Source organism: Actinokineospora lacus (assembly GCF_053813445.1).
This window is the reverse complement of the sequence record NZ_JBQERA010000001.1, coordinates 668,280-687,385: the sequence shown is the minus strand read 5'-3', so window position 1 is coordinate 687,385 and position 19,106 is coordinate 668,280. Positions and strand designations below refer to the sequence as shown.

The 19,106-nt window shown below is 72.9% G+C and carries 22 protein-coding genes; 14 read left to right on the top strand and 8 right to left on the bottom strand.

Annotated features, from left to right (window positions below; genetic code table 11):
- Positions 1–41: 41 nt before the first annotated feature.
- Both ACTG9Q_RS03385 and ACTG9Q_RS03380 read right to left on the bottom strand, forming a co-directional pair.
- The gene (locus ACTG9Q_RS03385; protein ID WP_455571073.1) at positions 42–1,385 is read right to left on the bottom strand and encodes an MFS transporter; all 1,344 of its coding nucleotides are present in this window, start codon (positions 1,383–1,385) and stop codon (positions 42–44) included.
- Positions 1,386–1,414: 29 nt separating this feature from the next.
- Entirely contained in the window at positions 1,415–2,176 is a 762-nt protein-coding gene (locus tag ACTG9Q_RS03380; RefSeq protein WP_455571072.1) for a 3-hydroxybutyrate dehydrogenase, read from the bottom strand.
- Between the two features lie 199 nt (positions 2,177–2,375).
- On the opposite strand from ACTG9Q_RS03380, the gene ACTG9Q_RS03375 reads away from it, so the two are divergent.
- Complete coding sequence (locus ACTG9Q_RS03375) at positions 2,376–2,759, top strand: TFIIB-type zinc ribbon-containing protein (RefSeq protein ID WP_455571071.1); 384 nt, start codon at positions 2,376–2,378, stop codon at positions 2,757–2,759.
- A gap of 8 nt (positions 2,760–2,767) precedes the next feature.
- The gene (locus ACTG9Q_RS03370; protein ID WP_455571070.1) at positions 2,768–3,400 is read left to right on the top strand and encodes an AAA family ATPase; all 633 of its coding nucleotides are present in this window, start codon (positions 2,768–2,770) and stop codon (positions 3,398–3,400) included.
- Here ACTG9Q_RS03370 and ACTG9Q_RS03365 read toward each other — a convergent pair.
- Positions 3,376–3,711 (bottom strand): fluoride efflux transporter FluC, encoded by a 336-nt coding sequence (locus ACTG9Q_RS03365; protein ID WP_455571069.1) that lies wholly within the window; start codon positions 3,709–3,711, stop codon positions 3,376–3,378. The two genes, ACTG9Q_RS03370 and ACTG9Q_RS03365, sit on opposite strands and share 25 nt — an antisense overlap.
- A complete protein-coding gene (locus ACTG9Q_RS03360; protein ID WP_455571068.1) occupies positions 3,708–4,058 on the bottom strand; it encodes a fluoride efflux transporter FluC in 351 nt (116 codons plus the stop codon). The genes ACTG9Q_RS03365 and ACTG9Q_RS03360 overlap by 4 nt, the downstream gene beginning before the upstream one ends.
- A 93-nt stretch (positions 4,059–4,151) precedes the next feature.
- Between ACTG9Q_RS03360 and ACTG9Q_RS03355 the strand changes: the two genes are divergently transcribed.
- The 3 genes from ACTG9Q_RS03355 to ACTG9Q_RS03345 all read left to right on the top strand — a co-directional run bounded on the left by ACTG9Q_RS03355 (position 4,152) and on the right by ACTG9Q_RS03345 (position 5,647).
- Entirely contained in the window at positions 4,152–4,628 is a 477-nt protein-coding gene (locus ACTG9Q_RS03355; protein WP_455571067.1) for a helix-turn-helix domain-containing protein, read from the top strand.
- Positions 4,609–5,217: a hypothetical protein gene (locus tag ACTG9Q_RS03350; RefSeq protein WP_455571066.1), complete on the top strand. Its 609-nt coding sequence runs from the start codon at positions 4,609–4,611 to the stop codon at positions 5,215–5,217. The genes ACTG9Q_RS03355 and ACTG9Q_RS03350 overlap by 20 nt, the downstream gene beginning before the upstream one ends.
- A gap of 142 nt (positions 5,218–5,359) precedes the next feature.
- On the top strand, positions 5,360–5,647 hold the full coding sequence (locus ACTG9Q_RS03345; protein ID WP_455571312.1) for a DUF2516 family protein: 288 nt from the start codon (positions 5,360–5,362) through the stop codon (positions 5,645–5,647).
- On the opposite strand, the gene ACTG9Q_RS03340 is transcribed toward ACTG9Q_RS03345, so the two are convergent.
- A complete protein-coding gene (locus ACTG9Q_RS03340; protein WP_455571065.1) occupies positions 5,635–5,907 on the bottom strand; it encodes a hypothetical protein in 273 nt (90 codons plus the stop codon). The genes ACTG9Q_RS03345 and ACTG9Q_RS03340 overlap by 13 nt on opposite strands.
- 14 nt (positions 5,908–5,921) lie before the next feature.
- Positions 5,922–6,131, bottom strand: coding sequence for a PspC domain-containing protein (locus ACTG9Q_RS03335; protein WP_455571064.1), 210 nt, complete (start codon positions 6,129–6,131; stop codon positions 5,922–5,924).
- Positions 6,132–6,231: 100 nt separating this feature from the next.
- Between ACTG9Q_RS03335 and ACTG9Q_RS03330 the strand changes: the two genes are divergently transcribed.
- The 9 genes from ACTG9Q_RS03330 (at position 6,232) to ACTG9Q_RS03290 (ending at position 17,716) form a co-directional block, all read left to right on the top strand.
- Positions 6,232–7,110, top strand: coding sequence for an AAA family ATPase (locus ACTG9Q_RS03330; RefSeq protein WP_455571063.1), 879 nt, complete (start codon positions 6,232–6,234; stop codon positions 7,108–7,110).
- A 116-nt stretch (positions 7,111–7,226) separates the two neighbouring features.
- Positions 7,227–8,327 carry a vWA domain-containing protein gene (locus tag ACTG9Q_RS03325; RefSeq protein WP_455571062.1) on the top strand — a complete coding sequence of 367 codons (1,101 nt, stop codon included), beginning with the start codon at positions 7,227–7,229 and terminating at the stop codon, positions 8,325–8,327.
- Positions 8,320–9,432, top strand: a complete 1,113-nt coding sequence (locus ACTG9Q_RS03320) for an XdhC family protein (protein ID WP_455571061.1) — start codon at positions 8,320–8,322, stop codon at positions 9,430–9,432. The genes ACTG9Q_RS03325 and ACTG9Q_RS03320 overlap by 8 nt, the downstream gene beginning before the upstream one ends.
- A 118-nt stretch (positions 9,433–9,550) precedes the next feature.
- Entirely contained in the window at positions 9,551–10,036 is a 486-nt protein-coding gene (locus ACTG9Q_RS03315; protein WP_455571060.1) for a (2Fe-2S)-binding protein, read from the top strand.
- Positions 10,036–12,471, top strand: coding sequence for a xanthine dehydrogenase family protein molybdopterin-binding subunit (locus ACTG9Q_RS03310; RefSeq protein WP_455571059.1), 2,436 nt, complete (start codon positions 10,036–10,038; stop codon positions 12,469–12,471). The genes ACTG9Q_RS03315 and ACTG9Q_RS03310 overlap by 1 nt, the downstream gene beginning before the upstream one ends.
- A complete protein-coding gene (locus ACTG9Q_RS03305) occupies positions 12,468–13,322 on the top strand; it encodes an FAD binding domain-containing protein (RefSeq protein WP_455571058.1) in 855 nt (284 codons plus the stop codon). The genes ACTG9Q_RS03310 and ACTG9Q_RS03305 overlap by 4 nt, the downstream gene beginning before the upstream one ends.
- 1 nt (position 13,323) lies before the next feature.
- Complete coding sequence (locus tag ACTG9Q_RS03300) at positions 13,324–14,058, top strand: SRPBCC family protein (protein WP_455571057.1); 735 nt, start codon at positions 13,324–13,326, stop codon at positions 14,056–14,058.
- A gap of 171 nt (positions 14,059–14,229) precedes the next feature.
- Positions 14,230–15,381 carry a CapA family protein gene (locus ACTG9Q_RS03295; RefSeq protein ID WP_455571056.1) on the top strand — a complete coding sequence of 384 codons (1,152 nt, stop codon included), beginning with the start codon at positions 14,230–14,232 and terminating at the stop codon, positions 15,379–15,381.
- A gap of 142 nt (positions 15,382–15,523) precedes the next feature.
- Positions 15,524–17,716: a HelD family protein gene (locus tag ACTG9Q_RS03290; RefSeq protein WP_455571311.1), complete on the top strand. Its 2,193-nt coding sequence runs from the start codon at positions 15,524–15,526 to the stop codon at positions 17,714–17,716.
- Positions 17,717–17,740: 24 nt separating this feature from the next.
- Here ACTG9Q_RS03290 and ACTG9Q_RS03285 read toward each other — a convergent pair whose 3' ends face one another.
- Together ACTG9Q_RS03285 and ACTG9Q_RS03280 are read right to left on the bottom strand one after the other, a co-directional pair.
- Entirely contained in the window at positions 17,741–18,934 is a 1,194-nt protein-coding gene (locus ACTG9Q_RS03285; RefSeq protein ID WP_455571055.1) for a helix-turn-helix transcriptional regulator, read from the bottom strand.
- Complete coding sequence (locus ACTG9Q_RS03280) at positions 18,910–19,086, bottom strand: DUF397 domain-containing protein (RefSeq protein ID WP_455571054.1); 177 nt, start codon at positions 19,084–19,086, stop codon at positions 18,910–18,912. Before ACTG9Q_RS03280 ends, ACTG9Q_RS03285 begins: the two co-directional genes overlap by 25 nt.
- Positions 19,087–19,106: the final 20 nt, after the last annotated feature.

Below are 19,106 nucleotides of genomic sequence, written 5' to 3'. Positions count from 1 at the left end.
GCGGCTCCGGGACCGCTGGGCGCGGTCCCGGAGCCGGTGGGTCAGCTCTTCGCGGCGGCCGGGACCGGCGTGCGGGGCGCGGCGTCGGTGTGCAGGGAGATGCCGCGGGTCTCCCGGGCCGACAGGACCGCGATCACGGTGATGGCGCACATCGCGACCACGTACAGCGAGACCGGCACCGTGCTGTCGAAGCGCTGGAACAGGGCCACGGCGATCAGCGGAGCCAGGGCGCCCGCCGCGATGGACGAGAGCTGACCGCCGATCGACAGACCGGTGTAGCGGTAGCGGGTGGGGAACTGCTCGGAGAAGAACGCCGCCTGGGGCCCGTACATCGCCCCGTGCAGGACCAGGCCCACGGTCGCGGCAATGATGATCAGCCCTGGCGAGCGGGTGTCCAGGAGGAGGAAGAACACAAAGGACCACACCGCCATCCCGACAGCGCCGAGCAGGTACACCGGCCGCCGCCCGAGGCGGTCGGACAGCGACCCCCACAGCGGGATCGACAGGAAGTGCACCGCGGACCCGATCAGCACCGCGTTGAGGCCCACGGTGCGGTCCAGCCCGAGTCCGGTGGTGACGTAGACCAGGATGAACGCGGTGATCACGTAGTAGGAGACGTTCTCCGCCATCCGCGCGCCGATGGCGACGAGCACCTGGCGCCAGCCGTGCTTGAAGACCTCGACGACCGGGACGTGCTTCTCCGTGTGCTTCTCGGCCTTGGCCTGCGCGGCCAGGAACACCGGGGACTCGGTGACGGTGAGCCTGATCCACAGCCCGATGACCACGAGCACGCCGGAGAGCAGGAACGGCACCCGCCAGCCCCAGGACAGGAACGCCTCGTCGGTCTGCGTCGCGGCCAGGAACGCCAGGACGCCGGTGGCCAGCAGGTTGCCGCCCGGCGCGCCGCACTGCGGCCACGACGCCCAGAAGCCGCGCCGCTTGTCGTCGCCGTGCTCGGAGACGATCAGCACCGCCCCGCCCCACTCCCCGCCCAGGGCGAAGCCCTGGACCAAGCGCAGCAGGGTGAGCAGGACCGGGGCGGCGGCGCCGATCGCGGCGTAGGTCGGCAGCAGGCCCATCGCGAAGGTCGCCACGCCCATCAGCACCAGGCTCAAGACCAGCAGCTTCTTGCGGCCGACCTTGTCGCCGAAGTGACCGAAGACCAGGCCGCCGATGGGACGGGCCAGGAAGCCGATCGCGTACGTCGTGAACGCCAGCAGCGTGCCCGTCAGCGGATCGGCGTTGGGGAAGAACAGCTTGTTGAACACCAGCGCGGCGGCGGAGGAGTACAGGAAGAAGTCGTACCACTCGATTGTGGTGCCGATCAGGCTCGCGCCGACGATCCGCACGAACGACTTGGGCTTCGTTGCCGTGTTCGCGGACAAGGGGTCACCGCTTCTCTCTTGGTGGGGGATCAGGTCGCGGTCCAGCCGCCGTCGACCGGGATGGAGGCCCCGGTCAGGTGCCCCGCGTGCGGCCCGCACAGCCACACCACGAGCGCGGCGACGTCGGCGGCGTCGATGAGCTTCTTCATCGGCGCCCGGTCGAGCAGCACGCGCTCGACCACGTCGTCGGGATCGATGCCGTGCTCACGGGACTGCGCGGCGATCTGGTTCTCGACGAGGGCCGTGCGCACGTAGGCCGGGCTGACGCACACGCTGGTGACCCCGTGCGGGGCGCCCTCGATCGCGGTCACCTTCGACAGCCCCTCCAGGCCGTGCTTGGCCGTGACGTACGCGGCCTTGTACGCGCTGGCCCGCAGGCCGTGCACGCTGGAGACGTTGACGACGCGACCCCAGCCGCGCTCGTACATGTGCGGCAGGACCGCGCGGATCAGCAGGAACGGCGCGGTCACCATGACCTGCTGGATCAGCGCGAAGCGCTCGGGCGGGAACTCGTGCAGGGCGGCGACGTGCTGCAGCCCGGCGTTGTTCACCAGGACGTCGACCTCGGTGGGCAGGGCGGCCACCGCCTGGGGGTCGGCGAGGTCGACGACGTGCGCCCACCCGCCGACCTCCGCGGCGGCGGCCTCGGCGCCGGGGCCGTCGCGGTCGACGACGTGCACCTTGGCGCCCGCGGCGGCCAGCGCCCGGACGCAGGCGCGCCCGATGCCGCTCGCCCCGCCGGTCACCAGCGCGGTGCGCCCGTCGAGCGTGTGATGCGGACCACTGGTCATGGGCGGAAACGGTAGGCTGGGCGGGTCGGGCCAGCCATGTGTCAGACGCCTACACCTCGTCGTGAATCAATGGCGACAGCACCCATACCGCTCTCCGGTCGGGAACCTGGCCGCGTGGCGCGGCGTTGGACGGCTGAGGCAGGTGCCCGGCCTATGATCTTGACGGTGGGCAGGCGTGCCCAGAGACGGAGCGTGTGAATTGATTTGTCCGAAGTGCTCGAACCCGATGACCGCGGTCGACCGGCAGGGCATCCACATCGACCAGTGCGCGAGCTGCCGGGGGATCTTCCTCGACCGCGGTGAGCTGGAGCAGATCCTGAGCGCCGAGCAGCGCTACCAGGCCTCCGCCGCGCCTCCGCCGCCCTACCAGCCCGCGCCTGGCGCCTACCCGGCCCAGCCGGCCGCGGCGCCGTACCCGCCCGCCGCGTACCCGCCCGCGCAGCAGCCGGGCTACGGCCACGCCGCCTACCGCGACTCGCCTCCCGGCTACCGCGACTCGCCCCCCGGATACGGCCACCAGGGCCACCAGGGCGGGCACTACAAGAAGAAGCGCAAGAGCTTCCTCGAGGAGCTGTTCGACTGACGAACCCGATGATCTGCGCGGCCTGCGGCGAGTGGGCCGACGCGCCCGTGGTCGATGGGGCCGTCCTGGTCTGCGTCCGGTGCGGGCACCGGGAGCCGTTCCACCGCCTCCCGGTGTTCGCCCTGACCGGTCCCAGCGGGACGGGCAAGTCGACGGTCTGCAAGCGCCTCGGCCCCCTGCTCGGTGACCAGGTCGTGGTGCTGGAGCAGGACGTGCTGTGGATCGACGCGCTGCAGGACCCCGCCGGCGACTTCGCCGCGTTCCGCCAGACCTGGCTGCGCATGATCGCCATGCTCAACCAGAGCGGGCGCCCGTCGGTGCTGTGCGGCACCGTCGCCCCGCCGCAGTTCGAGACCCGGCCCGAGCGCGTGCTGTTCTCCGGCATCCACTACCTCGCCCTCGTCGCCGACGACGAGGTGCTGCGCGCCCGGCTGCTGGCGCGCCCGTCGTGGCGCGGCTGGCAGGACGAGCGGCGCATCGCCGACATGCTGCGGTTCAACGCCTGGGTCAAGGACAACGCCGCGGCCACCGACCCGCCGATGGACCTGCTCGACACCTCCGACGTGCCCGCCGAGGAGACCGCGCTCGCGGTGGCCGCCTGGGTCCGCGCGCGGCTTCAGGCCAGCGACATCCCGGCGTAGGCCGCGGCCAGCCCGAGCCCCAGGTTCGCCGCCACGTTGGCCGCGGCCTGCCCGCCCGCGCCCCGCTCGATCAGCGACAGCGTCTGGTACCCGAACGAGGAGTACGTCGTCAGCGCGCCGCAGAACCCGACGCCGAGCCCGGCCATCAGCGGCCCGTCGGCGGGCAGCGCGACGAGGTAGCCGAGCAGCAGCGACCCGAGCGCGTTGACCACGAGCGTGCCGAACGGGAACCGGGTGCCGAGCGCGCGGTCGGCCAGGTACCTCAGCGGGGCCCCCACGGCCGCTCCGGCGGCCACCCACAGCGCCGTCACCGCCGCACCAGCCACACCCCGGCCGCGGTCGCCGCCACCGCGGCGACGGCCGTCCCGCCCAGCAGCAGCGCCGCGAGCGCGGCCCGCCCGTCCTGGGCGAGCGCCTGCGCGTCGGTCATGGCCGCGGAGAACGTGGTGAACCCGCCCAGCACGCCTGCCCCGAGGAACGGGCGCGTGAACCGCTGACGGGGGTGGTGCCTGGCCAGCGCCTCCATGAGCACGCCGATCAGCAGGCAGCCGACCACGTTGACGACGACGGTCGTCACCGCGCCGGGGAACGCGCTCGCCAGGCCGAACCGGGCCAGCGAGCCGAGCACGCCGCCCGCGGCCACCACCGCCAGGACCACGCGGGGAGCGTATGTGACCGAGCCCGCAAGCGCTCCGCTTGCAGGAGCTAGCAGTGCGGCGTAGCGTCGGAGAAGTCACGAGGAGGAACGCGAGTGGACGAGTCCAACACCTTCGACAAGGTCGCCGACCTCGGCCGTGACATCGGCGAGTACATCCGCGCGCAGCGCAGTTCGGCGAAGATCTCGCTGCGCCAGCTCTCCCGGCTCGCGGGGGTGTCCAACCCGTACCTGAGCCAGATCGAGCGCGGGCTGCGCAAGCCGAGCGCGGAGATCCTCCAGCAGATCGCCAAGGGCCTGCGCATCTCGGCCGAGGCGCTGTACGTGCAGGCCGGGATTCTGGACATGCCCGCGGGCGGTCCCGTGGTGGACGCCGTGCGCGCCGCCGAGGAGCTGACCGAGCGCCAGAAGCAGGTCCTGCTGGACATCTACGAGTCCTTCCGGCGCGAGAACACCGGGGGACGCGACACAGCCACCCGAAAGTCCACAGTAGAGGGGTCTGATGTGGACGGACATGACCAGACGACGGACCCCGCTGAGGAAGTGAGCACACATGACGCTGCCCAAGGGTGACGGCGACCGCAAGAGCGGCGAGCAGGCGGTCAACACCGCGCTGGAGCAGGTCCGCACGTCGCTGCTGGCCGCGCTGGGCGCGGGCGACCTGGCCGCCAAGGCCGTCGCCGACGCCGTGAACCGCGCCAAGGAGCGGGCCGGGAACGTCAACGTCACCGAGCTGCCCGCCGACGTGCGCGGCAGGCTCGACGCGGTCGAGCTGCGCAAGCTCGTCGACGAGTACACCGAGGCCGCGGTGAAGCTGTACCAGAAGCTGGCCGACCACGGCGAGGACGCGCTGGGCAAGCTGCGCGCGCAGCCGCAGGTCAAGAAGGCCATCGAGCAGCTGGAGGAGGCGGTCGGCACCGCCCAGCTGCGCGCAGGCGGCGTCGCCGGTGACGCCCGCGCCCTGGCCGAGGACGTGCTGGGCCGGGTGACCCGCAAGACCCGGTCGGTCGGCGAGAAGACCGCGGCCCGGACCGAGCGCGTCGCCACCGAGGTGGCCGAGGCCGTCGTGGAGGCGGGCGGTGACGTGGCCCACGAGGTGCGCAGCACCAGCCGCCGGGTGGCCAACAAGACCGCCCCCGCGACCCGCAAGCCCACCAAGTAGACACGCGGCACCACCCCAGCCCCGGGACCTGAGGTCCCGGGGCTGGGGGCATCCGACCTGGGGGCATCCGACCTGGGGGCGCCGATCCGGGGGCACCGATCTGGTGATCGCCGAGGCGCGCACGTAGTCTGGTGGCGTGCCAATGGCAGCGATCTGGATTCTGAACGTGATCTCCTGGGCGGCCGTCCCGGTGGGCGCGTTCGCCTTCGTCCATGCCCTGCTGCAGCGGCCGGACGCGTACTCGGCGGCCGACCGCATGTCCAAGCCCGCGTGGCTGGGCATCACCGCGGGCGCGCTGGCGGCGTTGCTGCTGTTCAGCTTCGCGGGGACCGGGTGGATCTTCTGGATGGCCGGTCTCGTCGCCGCCCTCGTCTACATCGTCGACGTGCGGCCCAAGCTGATCGAGGTCCAGCGCGGTCAGCGCTGGTAGACCAGGGCCAGCAGCGCCCCGGTCGCGACCACCGCGCCGACGAGCAGCACCGCGCAGCCCCACAATGCCTGGGCCCGGCGCAGGGCGAGCACGACCGCGGTCGCCGAGGTGAGCACGATCACCAGCGTGAACACGAGCGTGCCGGTCACCGGGCGCCCGCCCAGCGCGGGCCCGAACACCAGGACCACGAAGCTCACCAGCCCGGACGCGGCCAGCAGCACCGCGGCGGCGATGAGCACCAGCGCACGGGATCGGGTCACCGGGTGACCCTATTTCACCGCTCCTCGGGCACGATCAGCCAGCACGCGAGGTAGATCACCGCGCCCGCGCCGAAGCCGAGCAGGGTGGCGCCGACCAGCAGGATGCGCACCAGGGCGGCGTCCACCCCGAGCATCGTGGCCAGTCCGCCGCACACGCCCGCGACCATCCGGTCGGACTTGCTGCGGTGGAGCTTGCGGACGGGGGTGGGGGTCTCGTTCGTCATGACTCCAGAGTGCGCCGGGCAGGGGTCCGCGCGCATCGGGGACCGACCCGGAGTCCCGGCTCAGGGTGAACCCGGGCCGGGCTCCGGATACGGTGGCCCGGTGCAGCCCACCACGCCGGATGAGGTCGCCGCCGCCCTGGACCGGGTCGGCTACCTGCCGGACGTGGGCTTGGCCACCGCGGCCTTCCTGGGGATGCGCCTGGGCAGGCCGCTGTTCTGCGAGGGCGAGCCCGGCACCGGCAAGACCGCGCTGGCGGGCGCCCTGGCCCGCGCGCTGGACGTGCCGCTGATCCGGCTGCAGTGCCACGAGGGCATCGACGCGACCCAGGCCCTCTACGACTGGGACTTCCCCCGCCAGCTGCTGCACCTGCGTGCCCTCGAAGCCGCCGCCCCAGGAGCGCTGGACGCCGACGCGGCGGAGAAATCGTTGTACACCAGGCGGTTCCTCTTGGCCCGGCCGCTGCTGCGCGCGCTGGAGGAGGCGCCCTGCGTGCTGCTGGTCGACGAGATCGACCGCGCCGACGACGAGTTCGAGGCGTTCCTGCTGGAGGTCCTGGGCGAGTACGCGGTCACCATCCCGGAGCTGGGCGAGGTGCGTGCGGCCGTCCCGCCGCTGGTCGTGCTCACGTCCAACCGGACCCGCGAGGTGCACGACGCGCTCAAGCGGCGCTGCCTCTACCACTGGCTCGACCACCCCGACCTGCCGCGCGAGATCGCCATTCTGCGCCGGACCCTGCCCGAGGTGACCGCGACCCTGGCGGCCCAGGTCGCGGGCGCCGTGCACCGCCTGCGCGCCGCCGACCTGCTCAAGCCGCCCGGGGTCGCCGAGACCATCGACTGGACGCGCGCGCTGCTGGCCCTGGGCCGCACCGAGCTCGACGCCGCCGCCGCGGCGGCCACCCTGGGCGCGGTGCTGAAGTACCGCGAGGACACCGACCGCGTGATCACCGCGGGTCTTGACGCCCTGCTCGGCGGCTGAAATTCGGTCGCGTTCCCCGCACTGACCAGGCAGGATTCCATCTCGGAGCCGGGTCCCGGAGCGCGTGGCGGCGCTTGCGGTGCCCGGCTCCCCTCGTCCGCGGTCACAATGGCCCCATGGACCCGCTCCCCGGGCTGACGGGCTTCGCCGCCGCGCTGCGCGGGGCCGGGGTGGCGTGCGGGGCCGACCGGGTGCGGGCGTACCTGGCCGCCGCCGCGGCGCTCGACGCGGGCGACCCGGCCCGGCTGTACTGGGCGGGCCGCCTGACCCTCTGCGGCGAGCCCGACGACCTGCCGCGCTACGACGACGCCTTCCGCGCCTGGTTCGGCGACGACCTCCCCCGCGCCGCCCGGCCCGCGCCCCCGCGCCCGCGCCCGCGCCGCTCCACCCTCGCCGCGCTGACCGGCGTCCCCGACACCGCGTCGGGCGACGCCCAGCCGCACGCCGACCCGGCGGCCAGCGACGCCGAAGTCCTGCGCCACCGCGACATCGGCGGGCTCACCGCCGCCGAGCGCGCCCACCTGCGCGAGCTGCTGGCGCGGCTGCGCCCCGACCCGCCGCTGCGCCGCGCCGCCCGCAAGCGCCCGGACCGGCGCGGGACCCTCGACGCCGACCGCGTGCTGCGCGCGATGCGGGCCACCGGCGGCGAACCCGTCCTGCTGCCCCGCGAGCGCGCCCACACCCGCCCGCGCCGGGTCGTGCTGCTGGTCGACGTCTCCGGCTCCATGCGCCCGTACGCCGACGCGCTGCTGCGCTTCAGCCACACCGTGGCCCGGCGCTCCCCCGCCACCACCGAGGTCTTCACCCTCGGCACCCGGCTGACGCGGCTCACCCGCCAGCTCCGCCAGCGCGACCCCGAGCTCGCCCTCACCGCCGCCGCCCGCGCCGTGCCCGACTTCGCGGGCGGCACCCGCCTGGGCGAGACGCTGCGCGCGTTCCTGGACCGCTGGGGCCAGCGTGGTGTCGCCCGGCGCGCGGTCGTCGTGCTGTTCTCCGACGGCTGGGAGCGCGGCGACCCCGCGCTGCTCGGCGAGCAGGCGCGGCGGCTGTCCCGCCTGGCGCACCGGGTCCTGTGGGTCAACCCGCACGCGGGCGCCGACACCTACCGCCCGGTGCAGTCCGGGATCGCCGCGGCGCTGCCGCACATCGACGTGTTGCTGGCCGGGCACAGCCTGGCCACCCTCGACGAACTCCTGCGAGAGGTGCGCCGTGCGTGACGTGCTGGACGAAGTGCTGGGCCGCTGGTCGGCGGGCGAGGCGGTCGCGGTCGGCACCGTCGTGGCGACCTTCTCCTCCGCGCCGCGCTCGGCGGGCGCGGCGATGATGGTCGCCGCCGACGGCACGGTCGCGGGCAGCGTGTCCGGCGGCTGCGTCGAGGGCGCGGTCTACGAGCTGGGCCGCGAGGCCATCGAGACCGGCCGCCCGGTGCTCCAGCGCTACGGCGTCAGCGACGACGACGCCTTCGCCGTGGGCCTGACCTGCGGCGGGATCATCGACGTCTTCGTGGAGAAGGTCGACCGCGCGGGCTTCCCCGAGCTGGCCGAGCTGGCCGGGTCGGTGCGCGCGGAGGTGCCGGTCGCGCTGGCCACCGTCGTCGCCCACCCCGACCCCGCGCTGCTCGGGCGCCGCGTCGTCGTCTGGCCCGACCGGGCGGCGGGCGGCACCGGCTCCGCGCGCGTGGACGCGGCGATCACCGACGACGCCCGCGGCCTGCTCGCCGCGGGCCGCAACGGCGTGCTGGGCTACGGCCCCGACGGCGAGCGCCGCGGCGAGGGGATGCGGGTCTTCGTCAACTCCTACGAGCCCCCGCCCCGGCTGCTCGTCTTCGGCGCCATCGACTTCGCCGCGGCGATGGCGGGCATGGGCGCCTTCCTCGGCTACCGGGTCACGGTGTGCGACGCGCGGCCGGTGTTCGCGACCACGTCGCGGTTCCCGGGCGCGCACGAGGTCGTCGTCGACTGGCCGCACCGCTACCTGGCCGCCGAGCTGGCCGCGGGCCGGGTGGACGAGCGCACCGCGGTCGCCGTGCTCACCCACGACCCCAAGTTCGACGTGCCGGTGCTGGAGGTCGCCCTGCGCGCCCGGCTCGGCTACATCGGCGCGATGGGCTCGCGCCGCACGCACGCCGACCGGCTCGCCCGGCTGCGCGCGGCCGGGCTGACCGACGCGGAACTGGCGCGCCTGTCCTCGCCGATCGGCCTCGACCTCGGCGGGCGGACCCCGGAGGAGACCGCGGTCTCAATCGCCGCGGAGATCATCGCCCTGCGCTGGGGCGGCGGCGGCCTGCGGCTGGCGGAGGGTACCGGGCGCATCCACGGCTGAGCCGAAGTTGTCCACAGGCGTCGAAGTTGTCCACAAGTGGCGGACTCGGGGTTGTCGGCGGGCCGCGACGGGAGCAGTCTCGGTTGTGAGGCCAATCACGTCCGCTCCAGGAGGCACGATGCGCATCACGGTCCGGGTCGACGGCACGACCTTCACCGACGACGTCGAACCGCGGCTGCTGCTGGTCCACTACCTGCGCGACAAACTCGGGAAAGTCGGCACGGTCGTCGGCTGCGACACCAGCAACTGCGGCTCCTGCACCGTCCACTTGGACGGCCGCAGCGTGAAGTCCTGCTCGGTGCTGGCCGTGCAGGCCGACGCCCGCGAGGTCACCACCATTGAGGGCGTGGCCCGTGACGGGCAGCTGCACCCCGTCCAGCGGGCCTTCCACGACAACCACGCCCTGCAGTGCGGCTTCTGCACCCCCGGGATGATCATGCAGGCGATCGACCTGCTGGCCGAGCACCCCGACCCCGACGAGGACACCGTGCGCCACGGCATCGAGGGCAACCTCTGCCGCTGCACCGGGTACCAGAACATCGTCCGCGCGGTCCGCGACGCCGCCGGGCGGATGCGGCCCGCCGAGCTGGCCGGGGGCGAGTGATGACCTCGACGACCGAGCCGGAGGTCGGCCGGGCCCGGCTGCGCAAGGAGGACGCCCGGCTGATCACCGGGCGCACCCGGTGGACGGACAACATCACCCTGCCCGGCCTGCTGCACGTGGCGTTCCTGCGCAGCCCGGCCGCGCACGCGCGCATCACCCACATCGACGTCTCCGCCGCGCGCGAGATGCCCGGCGTGGTCGCGGTGTTCACCGGCCGCGACTTCGCCGACGAGCAGGGCAGCCTGCCGTGCGCGTGGCCGGTCACCGCCGACCAGAAGGCGCCCAACGCGCCGTCGCTGGCCGTCGACGAGGTCAACTTCGCCGGGGAGGCGGTGGCCGTGGTCATCGCGCGCGGCCCGTACGAGGCCGCCGACGCCCTCTCGGCCATCGACGTCGACTACGAAGACCTGCCGGTCGTCTTGGACATGACCGCCGCCGTCGCCGACGGCGCCGATCTCGTGCACGAGGACCTGGGCACCAACAAGTCCGCGCTGTGGGTGTTCGACTCCGCGGCGGCGGGCACCGGCGGCGACGTCGACCAGGCCATCGCCGAGGCCGAGGTGCTCATCGAGCGCACCTTCCGCCAGCAGCGGCTGATCCCGGCGTTCATGGAGCCGCGCTCGGTCGTGGTCGACCCGACCGGCGAGCAGTACACGATGTGGTCGGCCACGCAGATCCCGCACATCCTGCGGCTGATGGTCGCGCTGACCACCGGCATCCCCGAGCACAAGGTCCGGGTGATCGCCCCGGACGTCGGCGGCGGGTTCGGCGGCAAGCTGCAGGTCACCCCGGAGGAGGTCATCACCCTGCTGGTGGCCAGGCGCCTGGGCAAGCCGGTCAAGTGGACCGAGTCGCGCTCGGAGTCGCTGCTGAGCGCCCACCACGGCCGCGACCAGGTCCAGAAGCTGACCCTGGCCGCGCGCCGCGACGGCACCGTCACCGGCCTCAAGGTCGAGCTGCTGGCCGACATGGGCGCGTACCTGCGGCTGGTCGGCCCTGGCGTGCCGATCCTGGGCGCGTTCATGTTCAACGCGATCTACAAGTTCCCGGCGTACCACTTCGCCTGCACCAACGTGTTCACCAACAAGACCCCGACCGACGCCTACCGCGGCGCGGGCAGGCCCGAGGCGACCTTCGCCATCGAGCGGCTGATGGACGAGCTGGCCGCCGAGCTGGGCGTGGACCCGCTGGCCGTGCGGGAGCAGAACTGGATCAGGCACGAGGAGTTCCCGTTCGCCACGGTGGCCGGGCTGGAGTACGACACGGGCAACTACGAGGCCGCCACCGCCAAGGCCGTCGAGCTGTTCGACTACGAGGGCCTGCGCGCCGAGCAGAAGCGCCGCCGCGAGAGCGGCGACCCCGTCCAGCTGGGCATCGGCGTCTCGACGTTCACCGAGATGTGCGGGCTGGCGCCCTCGCGGGTGCTGGGCGCGCTGTCCTACGCCGCGGGCGGCTGGGAGCACGCCGCGGTGCGGATGCTGCCCAGCGGCAAGGTCGAGGTGGTCACCGGCTCCTCGGCGCACGGCCAGGGCCACGAGACCGCGTGGAGCCAGATCGTCGCCGACCAGCTCGGCGTGCCGTTCGAGGACATCGAGGTGCTGCACGGCGACACCCAGGTCTCCCCGCGCGGCCTGGACACCTACGGCTCGCGCTCGCTGACCGTCGGCGCGATCGCGGTGGTCAAGGCGGGCGAGAAGGTGATCGCCAAGGCCCGCAGGGTCGCCGCGCACCTGCTGGAGTGCGCCGAGGGCGACCTGGAGTTCGCGGGCGGGAAGTTCACCGTGCGCGGCACGGACAAGTCCACCGGGATGGCCGACATCGCCTTCGCCGTGTTCTCCGCGCACGACCTGCCCGAGGGCATGGAGCCCTCGCTCGACGCCGAGGCGACCTTCGACCCGGACAACTTCTCCTTCCCGCACGGCACCCACCTGTGCGCCGCGGAGGTCGACACCGAGACCGGGGCGGTGTCGCTGCGCAAGTACGTGTGCGTGGACGACATCGGCACGGTCGTCAACCCGCTGATCGTGGAGGGCCAGGTGCACGGCGGCCTGGCGCAGGGCATCGCGCAGGCGCTGTTCGAGGAGGCGGTGCACGACGAGTCCGGCACGCTGATCACGGGCACCTTCGCCGACTACCTGCTGCCCTCGGCGGCCGACCTGCCCTCGTTCGTCACCGACCGCACCGAGACGCCGTCGACGACGAACTCCCTGGGCGTCAAGGGCGTCGGCGAGGCGGGCACCATCGCCTCCACCCCGGCGGTGGTCAACGCGATCGTGGACGCGGTGCGCCACCTGGGCGTCCGCGACATCGAGATGCCGTGCACGCCCATGCGGGTGTGGACGGCCATCCGCACCGGCCGCGCCGACGCGGGCGGGGTGGGCTCGGAGGCGGGCGGCGGGCTCGGCTCCATCGACGCGACCGGAGGTGCCAGGTGATCCCGGCGGAATTCGACTACACCGCGCCGTCCACAGTGGAGGAGGCGGTCCGCGCGCTGGCCGACGCCGGGGAGGACGCCAAGGTCATCGCGGGCGGGCAGAGCCTGCTGCCGGTGCTGCGGATGCGCCTGGCCGCGCCGACCACCCTGGTCGACCTCGGCCGGATCGCGGAGCTGCGCGGCATCCGCGAGGACGGCGACCACGTCGTCATCGGCGCGATGACCACCCACCACGAGGTCCAGCGCGACCCGCTGGTGGACACCCACCTGCGCCTGCTCAGGCTGGCCACCGACACCGTCGCCGACCCCCAGGTCCGCCACCGCGGCACCCTCGGCGGCGCGCTGTCCCACGCCGACCCGGCGGGCGACCTGTCCGCCCCGGTGCTGGCCCTGGAGGCGGAGTTCGTCGCCCAGGGCGTCGACGGCAGGCGGACCATACCGGCGGCGGAGTTCTTCGTCGACTACTTCACCACCGCGCTGCGCGCCGACGAGATCCTGGTCGAGGTCCGCCTCCCCCGCCACACCGGCTGGCAGGCCCACTACGAGAAGTTCAACCGCGTGGCCCAGGCGTGGTCGATCGTCGGCGTGGCCGCCGCCCTGCGCGTCGCCGACGGCGTGATCGCCGAGGCGCGGGTCGGCCTGACGAACATGGCCGCGGTGCCGATGCGCGCCACGGCCGTCGAGTCGGCCCTGGTCGGGCAGCCCGCCACCGCGTCGGCCATCCGGGACGCCGCCGCCCACGCCGCCGAGCGGACCTCGCCGTCGGCCGACGGCAACGCCGACCGCGAGTACCGCGAACACCTGGCCCGCGTCCTCACCGGCCGCGCGCTCACCGCCGCGGCGGGGGTCTGACGTGCGCCTCGAACACCACTTCCGCGTGCCCGCCCCGGTGGCGACGGTGTGGGCCGCGGTGCTCGACCCGGAGAAGGTGGCTCCGTGCATGCCCGGCGCCACCCTCACCGCCGTCGACGGCGACACCTTCACCGGCACCGTCAAGGTCAAACTCGGCCCCATCTCACTGGTGTACAAGGGAAAGGGCGAATTCCTCAGCCGCGACCCCGACACCCGCCGCGTGGTCATCAAGGCTTCGGGCAAGGACTCCCACGGCAACGGCACCGCCGCGGCCACCGTCACCCTCACCCTGACCCCCGACGGCGACGCCACCACCGGCACGGTCGAGACCGACCTGGCCATCACCGGCAAACCCGCCCAATTCGGCCGCGGCCTGATCGCCGAGGTCGGCGGCAAACTCCTGAACACCTTCGCCACCTGCCTCTCCGACAAGCTGAGCCCGTCAGCACCGGACCCGGAACCACACCAGGAAGCGGCGGAACCAGAGCAAAAGACCACGGAACCGAAGATCGCGGAAGCCGAGCAGGGGACCGAGGAAATCCCAGCACGGGTACCGACACCTGAATCAGAACTCCGGGAACGCCCCACCCTGGCCGCGGTACCCAACGCCGAGGGCGAGGCAATCGACCTGATGGAACTGGCGGGCCGCTCGGTGGTCAAACGAGCCATCCCGACACTGGCCGTACTGGCCGCCGTCAGCGCGGTGGTGGCGGTGGTGATGCGCAAACGCAGATGACACCTCCCGGCAAACCGCCAGCCCTGTGACAACTGATCGGCGTGGGGCGGACCTGTGCGCCTCAGGTGTCAGATCCGTCTGCCGGGGGTAATCGGGCGGGCCTGGCGTGCGCTGTGGGCGTTGGGGAACTGCCGTGGCGTGGTGGGGGAGGTCGGTCGGTAGGGTGCGCGCGTGCGTCGGCGTGCCGGGATCGGCTTGGTTGTGGTGGTTGTGGCCGGTTGTGCCGCGCCCACCACAGGTGGTGTGCCCACGCCCGCTGGGCCGGGCGGCGGGGCCTCGACGTCCACCGCCCAAGCCGCGCCTGCCACGACCACCACCGCGAAGCCCGAGGGCTTCACCATCGTCGCGGGCGGGGACGTGCTGATCCACCCGGCGCTCACCGAGCAGGCGGAGGCCGACGGGGGCGGGAAGCGGGACTACGCGCCGCTGTTCGCCGGGATCGCGCCGGTGGTGGGGGCGGCCGACCTGGCCGTCTGCCACCTGGAGGTGCCGATCGCCGGGGCGGAGGGGCCGTTCCAGGGGTACCCGCGGTTCTTCGCGCCGCCGGAGCTGGCCGCCGGGCTCGCCGCGACCGGGTACGACGTTTGCTCCACCGCCTCCAACCACACCATGGACCACGGCGCCGACGGGGTGCTCAGCACCCTGGACGCGCTCGACGGCGCGGGCATCGCCTACACCGGCTCGGCGCGGTCGGCCGAGGACGCCGAGGAGCCGCTGATCCTGGACGTGCCTGGCGCCAAGGTCGGGTGGCTGTCGTACACCTTCGCGTTCAACAGCGGCACCGAGCGGCCCGCGGGCTCGCCGTGGATGGCCAACCTGCTCGACACCGGGACCGTCATCGAGGACGCGCGCGCCGCGCGGGCCGCAGGAGCCGACGTCGTCGTCGCCAGCCTGCACTGGGGGATCGAGGGCAAGCACGAGGCCACCGCCGAGCAGCGGCGCATGGCCGAGCAGATCCTCGGCGACCCGGCCGTCGACCTGATCATCGGCCACCACGCGCACGTCATGCAGCCCTTCGAGAACGTCGGCGGCAAGTGGGTGGCCTACGGCCTCGGCAACCAGGTCGCCCGGCACGCCGAGCCGAAGGGGACGACCGAGGAGGGCGCGCTGGCCCGCTTCCGGTTCACCAGGTCCGATGGAACCTGGGCGGTCGAGAAGGCCGAGTATCTGCCCACCCTGGTCGACCTCGGGCCGCCGATCCGGCTCACCGACCTCACCGCCGACCCCGACGTCGAGCCCGCCAGGATGCGCGAGGCGCTGGGCCGCACCGAGGAGATCGTGCTGAGCCTGGGCGCGGGCGACGACGGCCTCACGCGAGGCTGACACCACCACAGGGCAAACGCGTATATTCGACAGTCCGCGCGCAAAACAAAAGGCCGCAAACAATTGCGGCCATTGCGCCTATAATATCGTCGTTGGAGGGCGGTTGTCAAACGAGATCGGTGTCGAGCAGGAATACCTCACCATGCTCTACACGCACCTCGACCAGCTCAGGACCGAGACCGACACCCGCCTCGCCACGACGCTGCGGGAGGTCAGCAGCCTGCCGCAGGCGATGTCGCTGCGCGATGCCGCCGTCGCCCACCTGAGTGAACTCCTCGCCCAATACGACGCGGTGGAGAACGGCCTGTGCTTCGGCAGGCTCGATTTCACCGACGGCACCGACACCTACATCGGGCGCATCGGCCTGTTCGACCGGGACAACGACTACGAGCCGTTGCAGTTGGACTGGCGCGCCCCGGCCGCCCGCCCGTTCTACCTGGCCACCGCCGCCGCCCCGGACGGCGTGCGCAGGCGCCGCCACATCCGCACCAGCATGCGCAAGGTCACCGGCATCGACGACGAGCACCTGGACTTCGCCGACGGCGCCGAGCGGGTGGGCGACGGCGTCACCGGCGAGGCCGCGCTGCTCGCCGCGCTCAACGCCACCCGATCGGGTGTCATGCGCGACATCGTCGAGACCATCCAGGCCGAGCAGGACGAGGTGATCCGCGCGAGCCTCAACGGCGTCCTGGTCGTGCAGGGCGGGCCGGGCACCGGCAAGACCGCCGTGGCCCTGCACCGCGCCGCCTACCTGCTCTACACCCATCGCGAGTTGCTGGCCCGCCGAGGCGTGCTGATCGTGGGCCCGAACGCGACGTTCCTCAAGTACATCGGCCAGGTGCTGCCGTCCCTCGGCGAGACAGGCGTGCTCCTGCAGACCGTCGGCGACCTGTTCCCCGGTGTCCGGGCCATCCGCCCGGAGTCCCCGGCCGCCGCCGAGGTCAAGGGCCGCGTCGACATGGTCGACGTGCTGCGCCGCGCGGTCGCCGACCGCCAGGTGGTCCCCGACGAGCCGATCACGCTGGAGATCGAGCGCCAGGAGATGGTGCTGGGCCCGGCGGACATCGCCGCCGCCCGCTCCCGCGCCCGCCGCTGCGGCCTGCTGCACAACCACGCCCGCGCGGTCTTCACCCGCGAGATCATCGCCGTGCTGACCCGCCAGGAGGCCGACCGCCTCGGCGCGGAGTTCCTCGACGCCGCCGACCTCGCCGACATCCGCGGCGAGCTGGCCGAGGCGCCCGAGGTCGGCGCCGTCGTGGCCGAGCTCTGGCCGGACCTCACCCCCCAGCAGCTCCTCGACGACCTCTACGCCGACCCCGGGCGCCTGCGCACCGCCATGCCCGACCACACCGAGGCCGAGCGGGCCCTGCTGCTGCGCGAGCCCGGCGGCTGGGCGGCCTCCGACGCCCCCCTGCTGGACGAGGCCGCGGAGATCCTGGGCGTCGACGACAGCGCCGAGCGCGCCCGCGCCGCGCAGCGCCGCCGCGACGCCGAGGACTACGCCCAGGGCGTGCTGGACATCCTGCAACTGGAGGACGAGGCCGACCCGGACATCCTGCTGGCCCACGACCTCATCGACGCCGGGCAGCTGGCCGAGCGCCAGGAGGACGTCGACTACCGCACCGCCGCCGAGCGCGCCGCCGCGGACCGCGACTGGACCTTCGGCCACCTGATCGTCGACGAGGCCCAGGAGCTCTCGGCCATGACCTGGCGGGTCCTGATGCGCCGCTGCCCGTCACGCTCGATGACGCTGGTCGGCGACGTCGCCCAGACCGGCGACCTGGGCGGCGCGTCGACGTGGTCCTCGGTGCTCTCACCGTACGTCGAGGACCGCTGGCGGCTGGCGGAGCTGACGGTCAACTACCGCACCCCAGCCGAGGTGATGGCCGTGGCCGCCGACGTCCTGGCCGAACTGGGCGCCCCGGTCACCGCCCCGAAGTCGGTCCGCGAGACCGGCGTACCCCCCTGGGCACGCCGGGTGTCCAACCCCGCCGCCACCGCAGCCGACCTGGCCGCCGAGAACACCCCCGGCTCCCTCGCGGTACTGGTCCCGACCGCCCTGCTGACCTCCGTCGGCGAGGCGGTCCTGACCGCCGTACCCGACGCCGCCATCGGCGAACGCCCCGACCTCGAAAGCCGGGTGGTGGTCCTGACCGTCACCCAAGCCAAGGGCCTGGAATTCGACACCGTCCTGGTCATCGAACCCACCCACATCGTGGCGGAGTCCCCCCGAGGCATGAACGACCTCTACGTGGCCCTGACCAGAGCCACCCAACGCGTCGGCGTCATCCACACCGAAGACCTGCCCCCCGCCCTCGCCCGCCTCAGCCGATAGCAGAAGGGAGGCGGCGCGCACCGATCACGGTTCGAGGAGGTTCCGCCGGTCTCGCAACGCCAGACGCAGCAACGTCAATGAGCTGGCCGAAAGCCGAGGCTCGAGGCGGTCAACCGCTTCGCTGGTGAAGGGGATGTCGGTTCGCCCGCCTTCGCCGATCACGGTGCCTTCATCGTTGGTGGCGACCAGTCCGGTGAACAACCGGTCGAAGACCTCGTCGTCCACGACGGCGACCGTGCGCTGGCTCGCGCCCAGGGTGAGGGCGTCCATGACCAAGCCGTAGTGCCAGAGCCGGAACCGCCCCTCATCGCGAGCGCGGTCGAGGGAGCGGAACGGCTCCTGCTCGGCGTAGTCGATGGAGCCCGCTCCGGCCCCGTCGTGTTCGGGGTTGCCGAGAAACTCCTCGGAGTACTCACGCATGATGTTGCGCCACAAGGAAAAGTCGTTGTGCACGTCGCGCGCGGCGAGTGATGAGGGCTGGAACTCGCCGGAGGGCATGACAGTGCACATGCCGCCGCCGTCGGCCACAGCGCGGCCATCGCGCTGGTGCATCATGAACCGGTGATCGCCCCGCCGGTCCTTGCGGATGGTCAAAGTGCTGATGCCGGGCGATATCACCAGCCGAGCCGGGTCGAACGGGTCACCGATCGCCGATCGCAGCGGCAACGCGCTCCAGTCGGGAACCGATCCGGCAGAGGCCAGCCACGCGGCCTTGAACTCGTGCGCGAGGCACTCCTTGATGTCGAACACCTCGAAGAACGTGGTGGTCCCGAACGTCAACTCCAGCCCATCGCGCTGGGACACCTCCAGCAGCCGGTAACTGGGGCGGTTCTCCAGCAGCCTAGGCCGCACCAGGTCGCGCACAGCCCGGCTGTAGCTCGCATAGCGCTCGCCGCGAGCGGTGAGCGGCAACACGTGGTCAACCGGCTCGAGCTTCGACACCGGACGCTCGACAGTGGAGAAGGTCAGCCGCACCGAATCCAGTTCCACGGGGGTGTCCAACAGCCAGCCAGGACCGGTCAGCACGTGCCCGCCGGGTGCTCGTTGGCCGGCCGGATACAGCCACGCGGCCAGTTCCGCCAGTTCCCGCCCCCGCACACCCGCAGCGCGGCGAACCCGAAGCCACTCAACCTGGCTCTGCCGAACACGTTCGGCGATTTCAGGACCAAGTGGGTTGCCCGGGTCGACCGGGGTCAACAGGCGCGCATCGTCGAGCACGTTCGGGCTGCGAGCACGAGTTGCCGCAGGTCGACCCGAAGCATCGGCCCGGCAGGGTGCTTGCTGTCCCGGAGCCACCCGTCCGGATGCAGCTCTACACAGTTGTTGGCTCCGTCTGAGCGGTTCGGCTTACGCCACTGGCTCTGGTCCATCCGACCCTCCGATGTTGTCG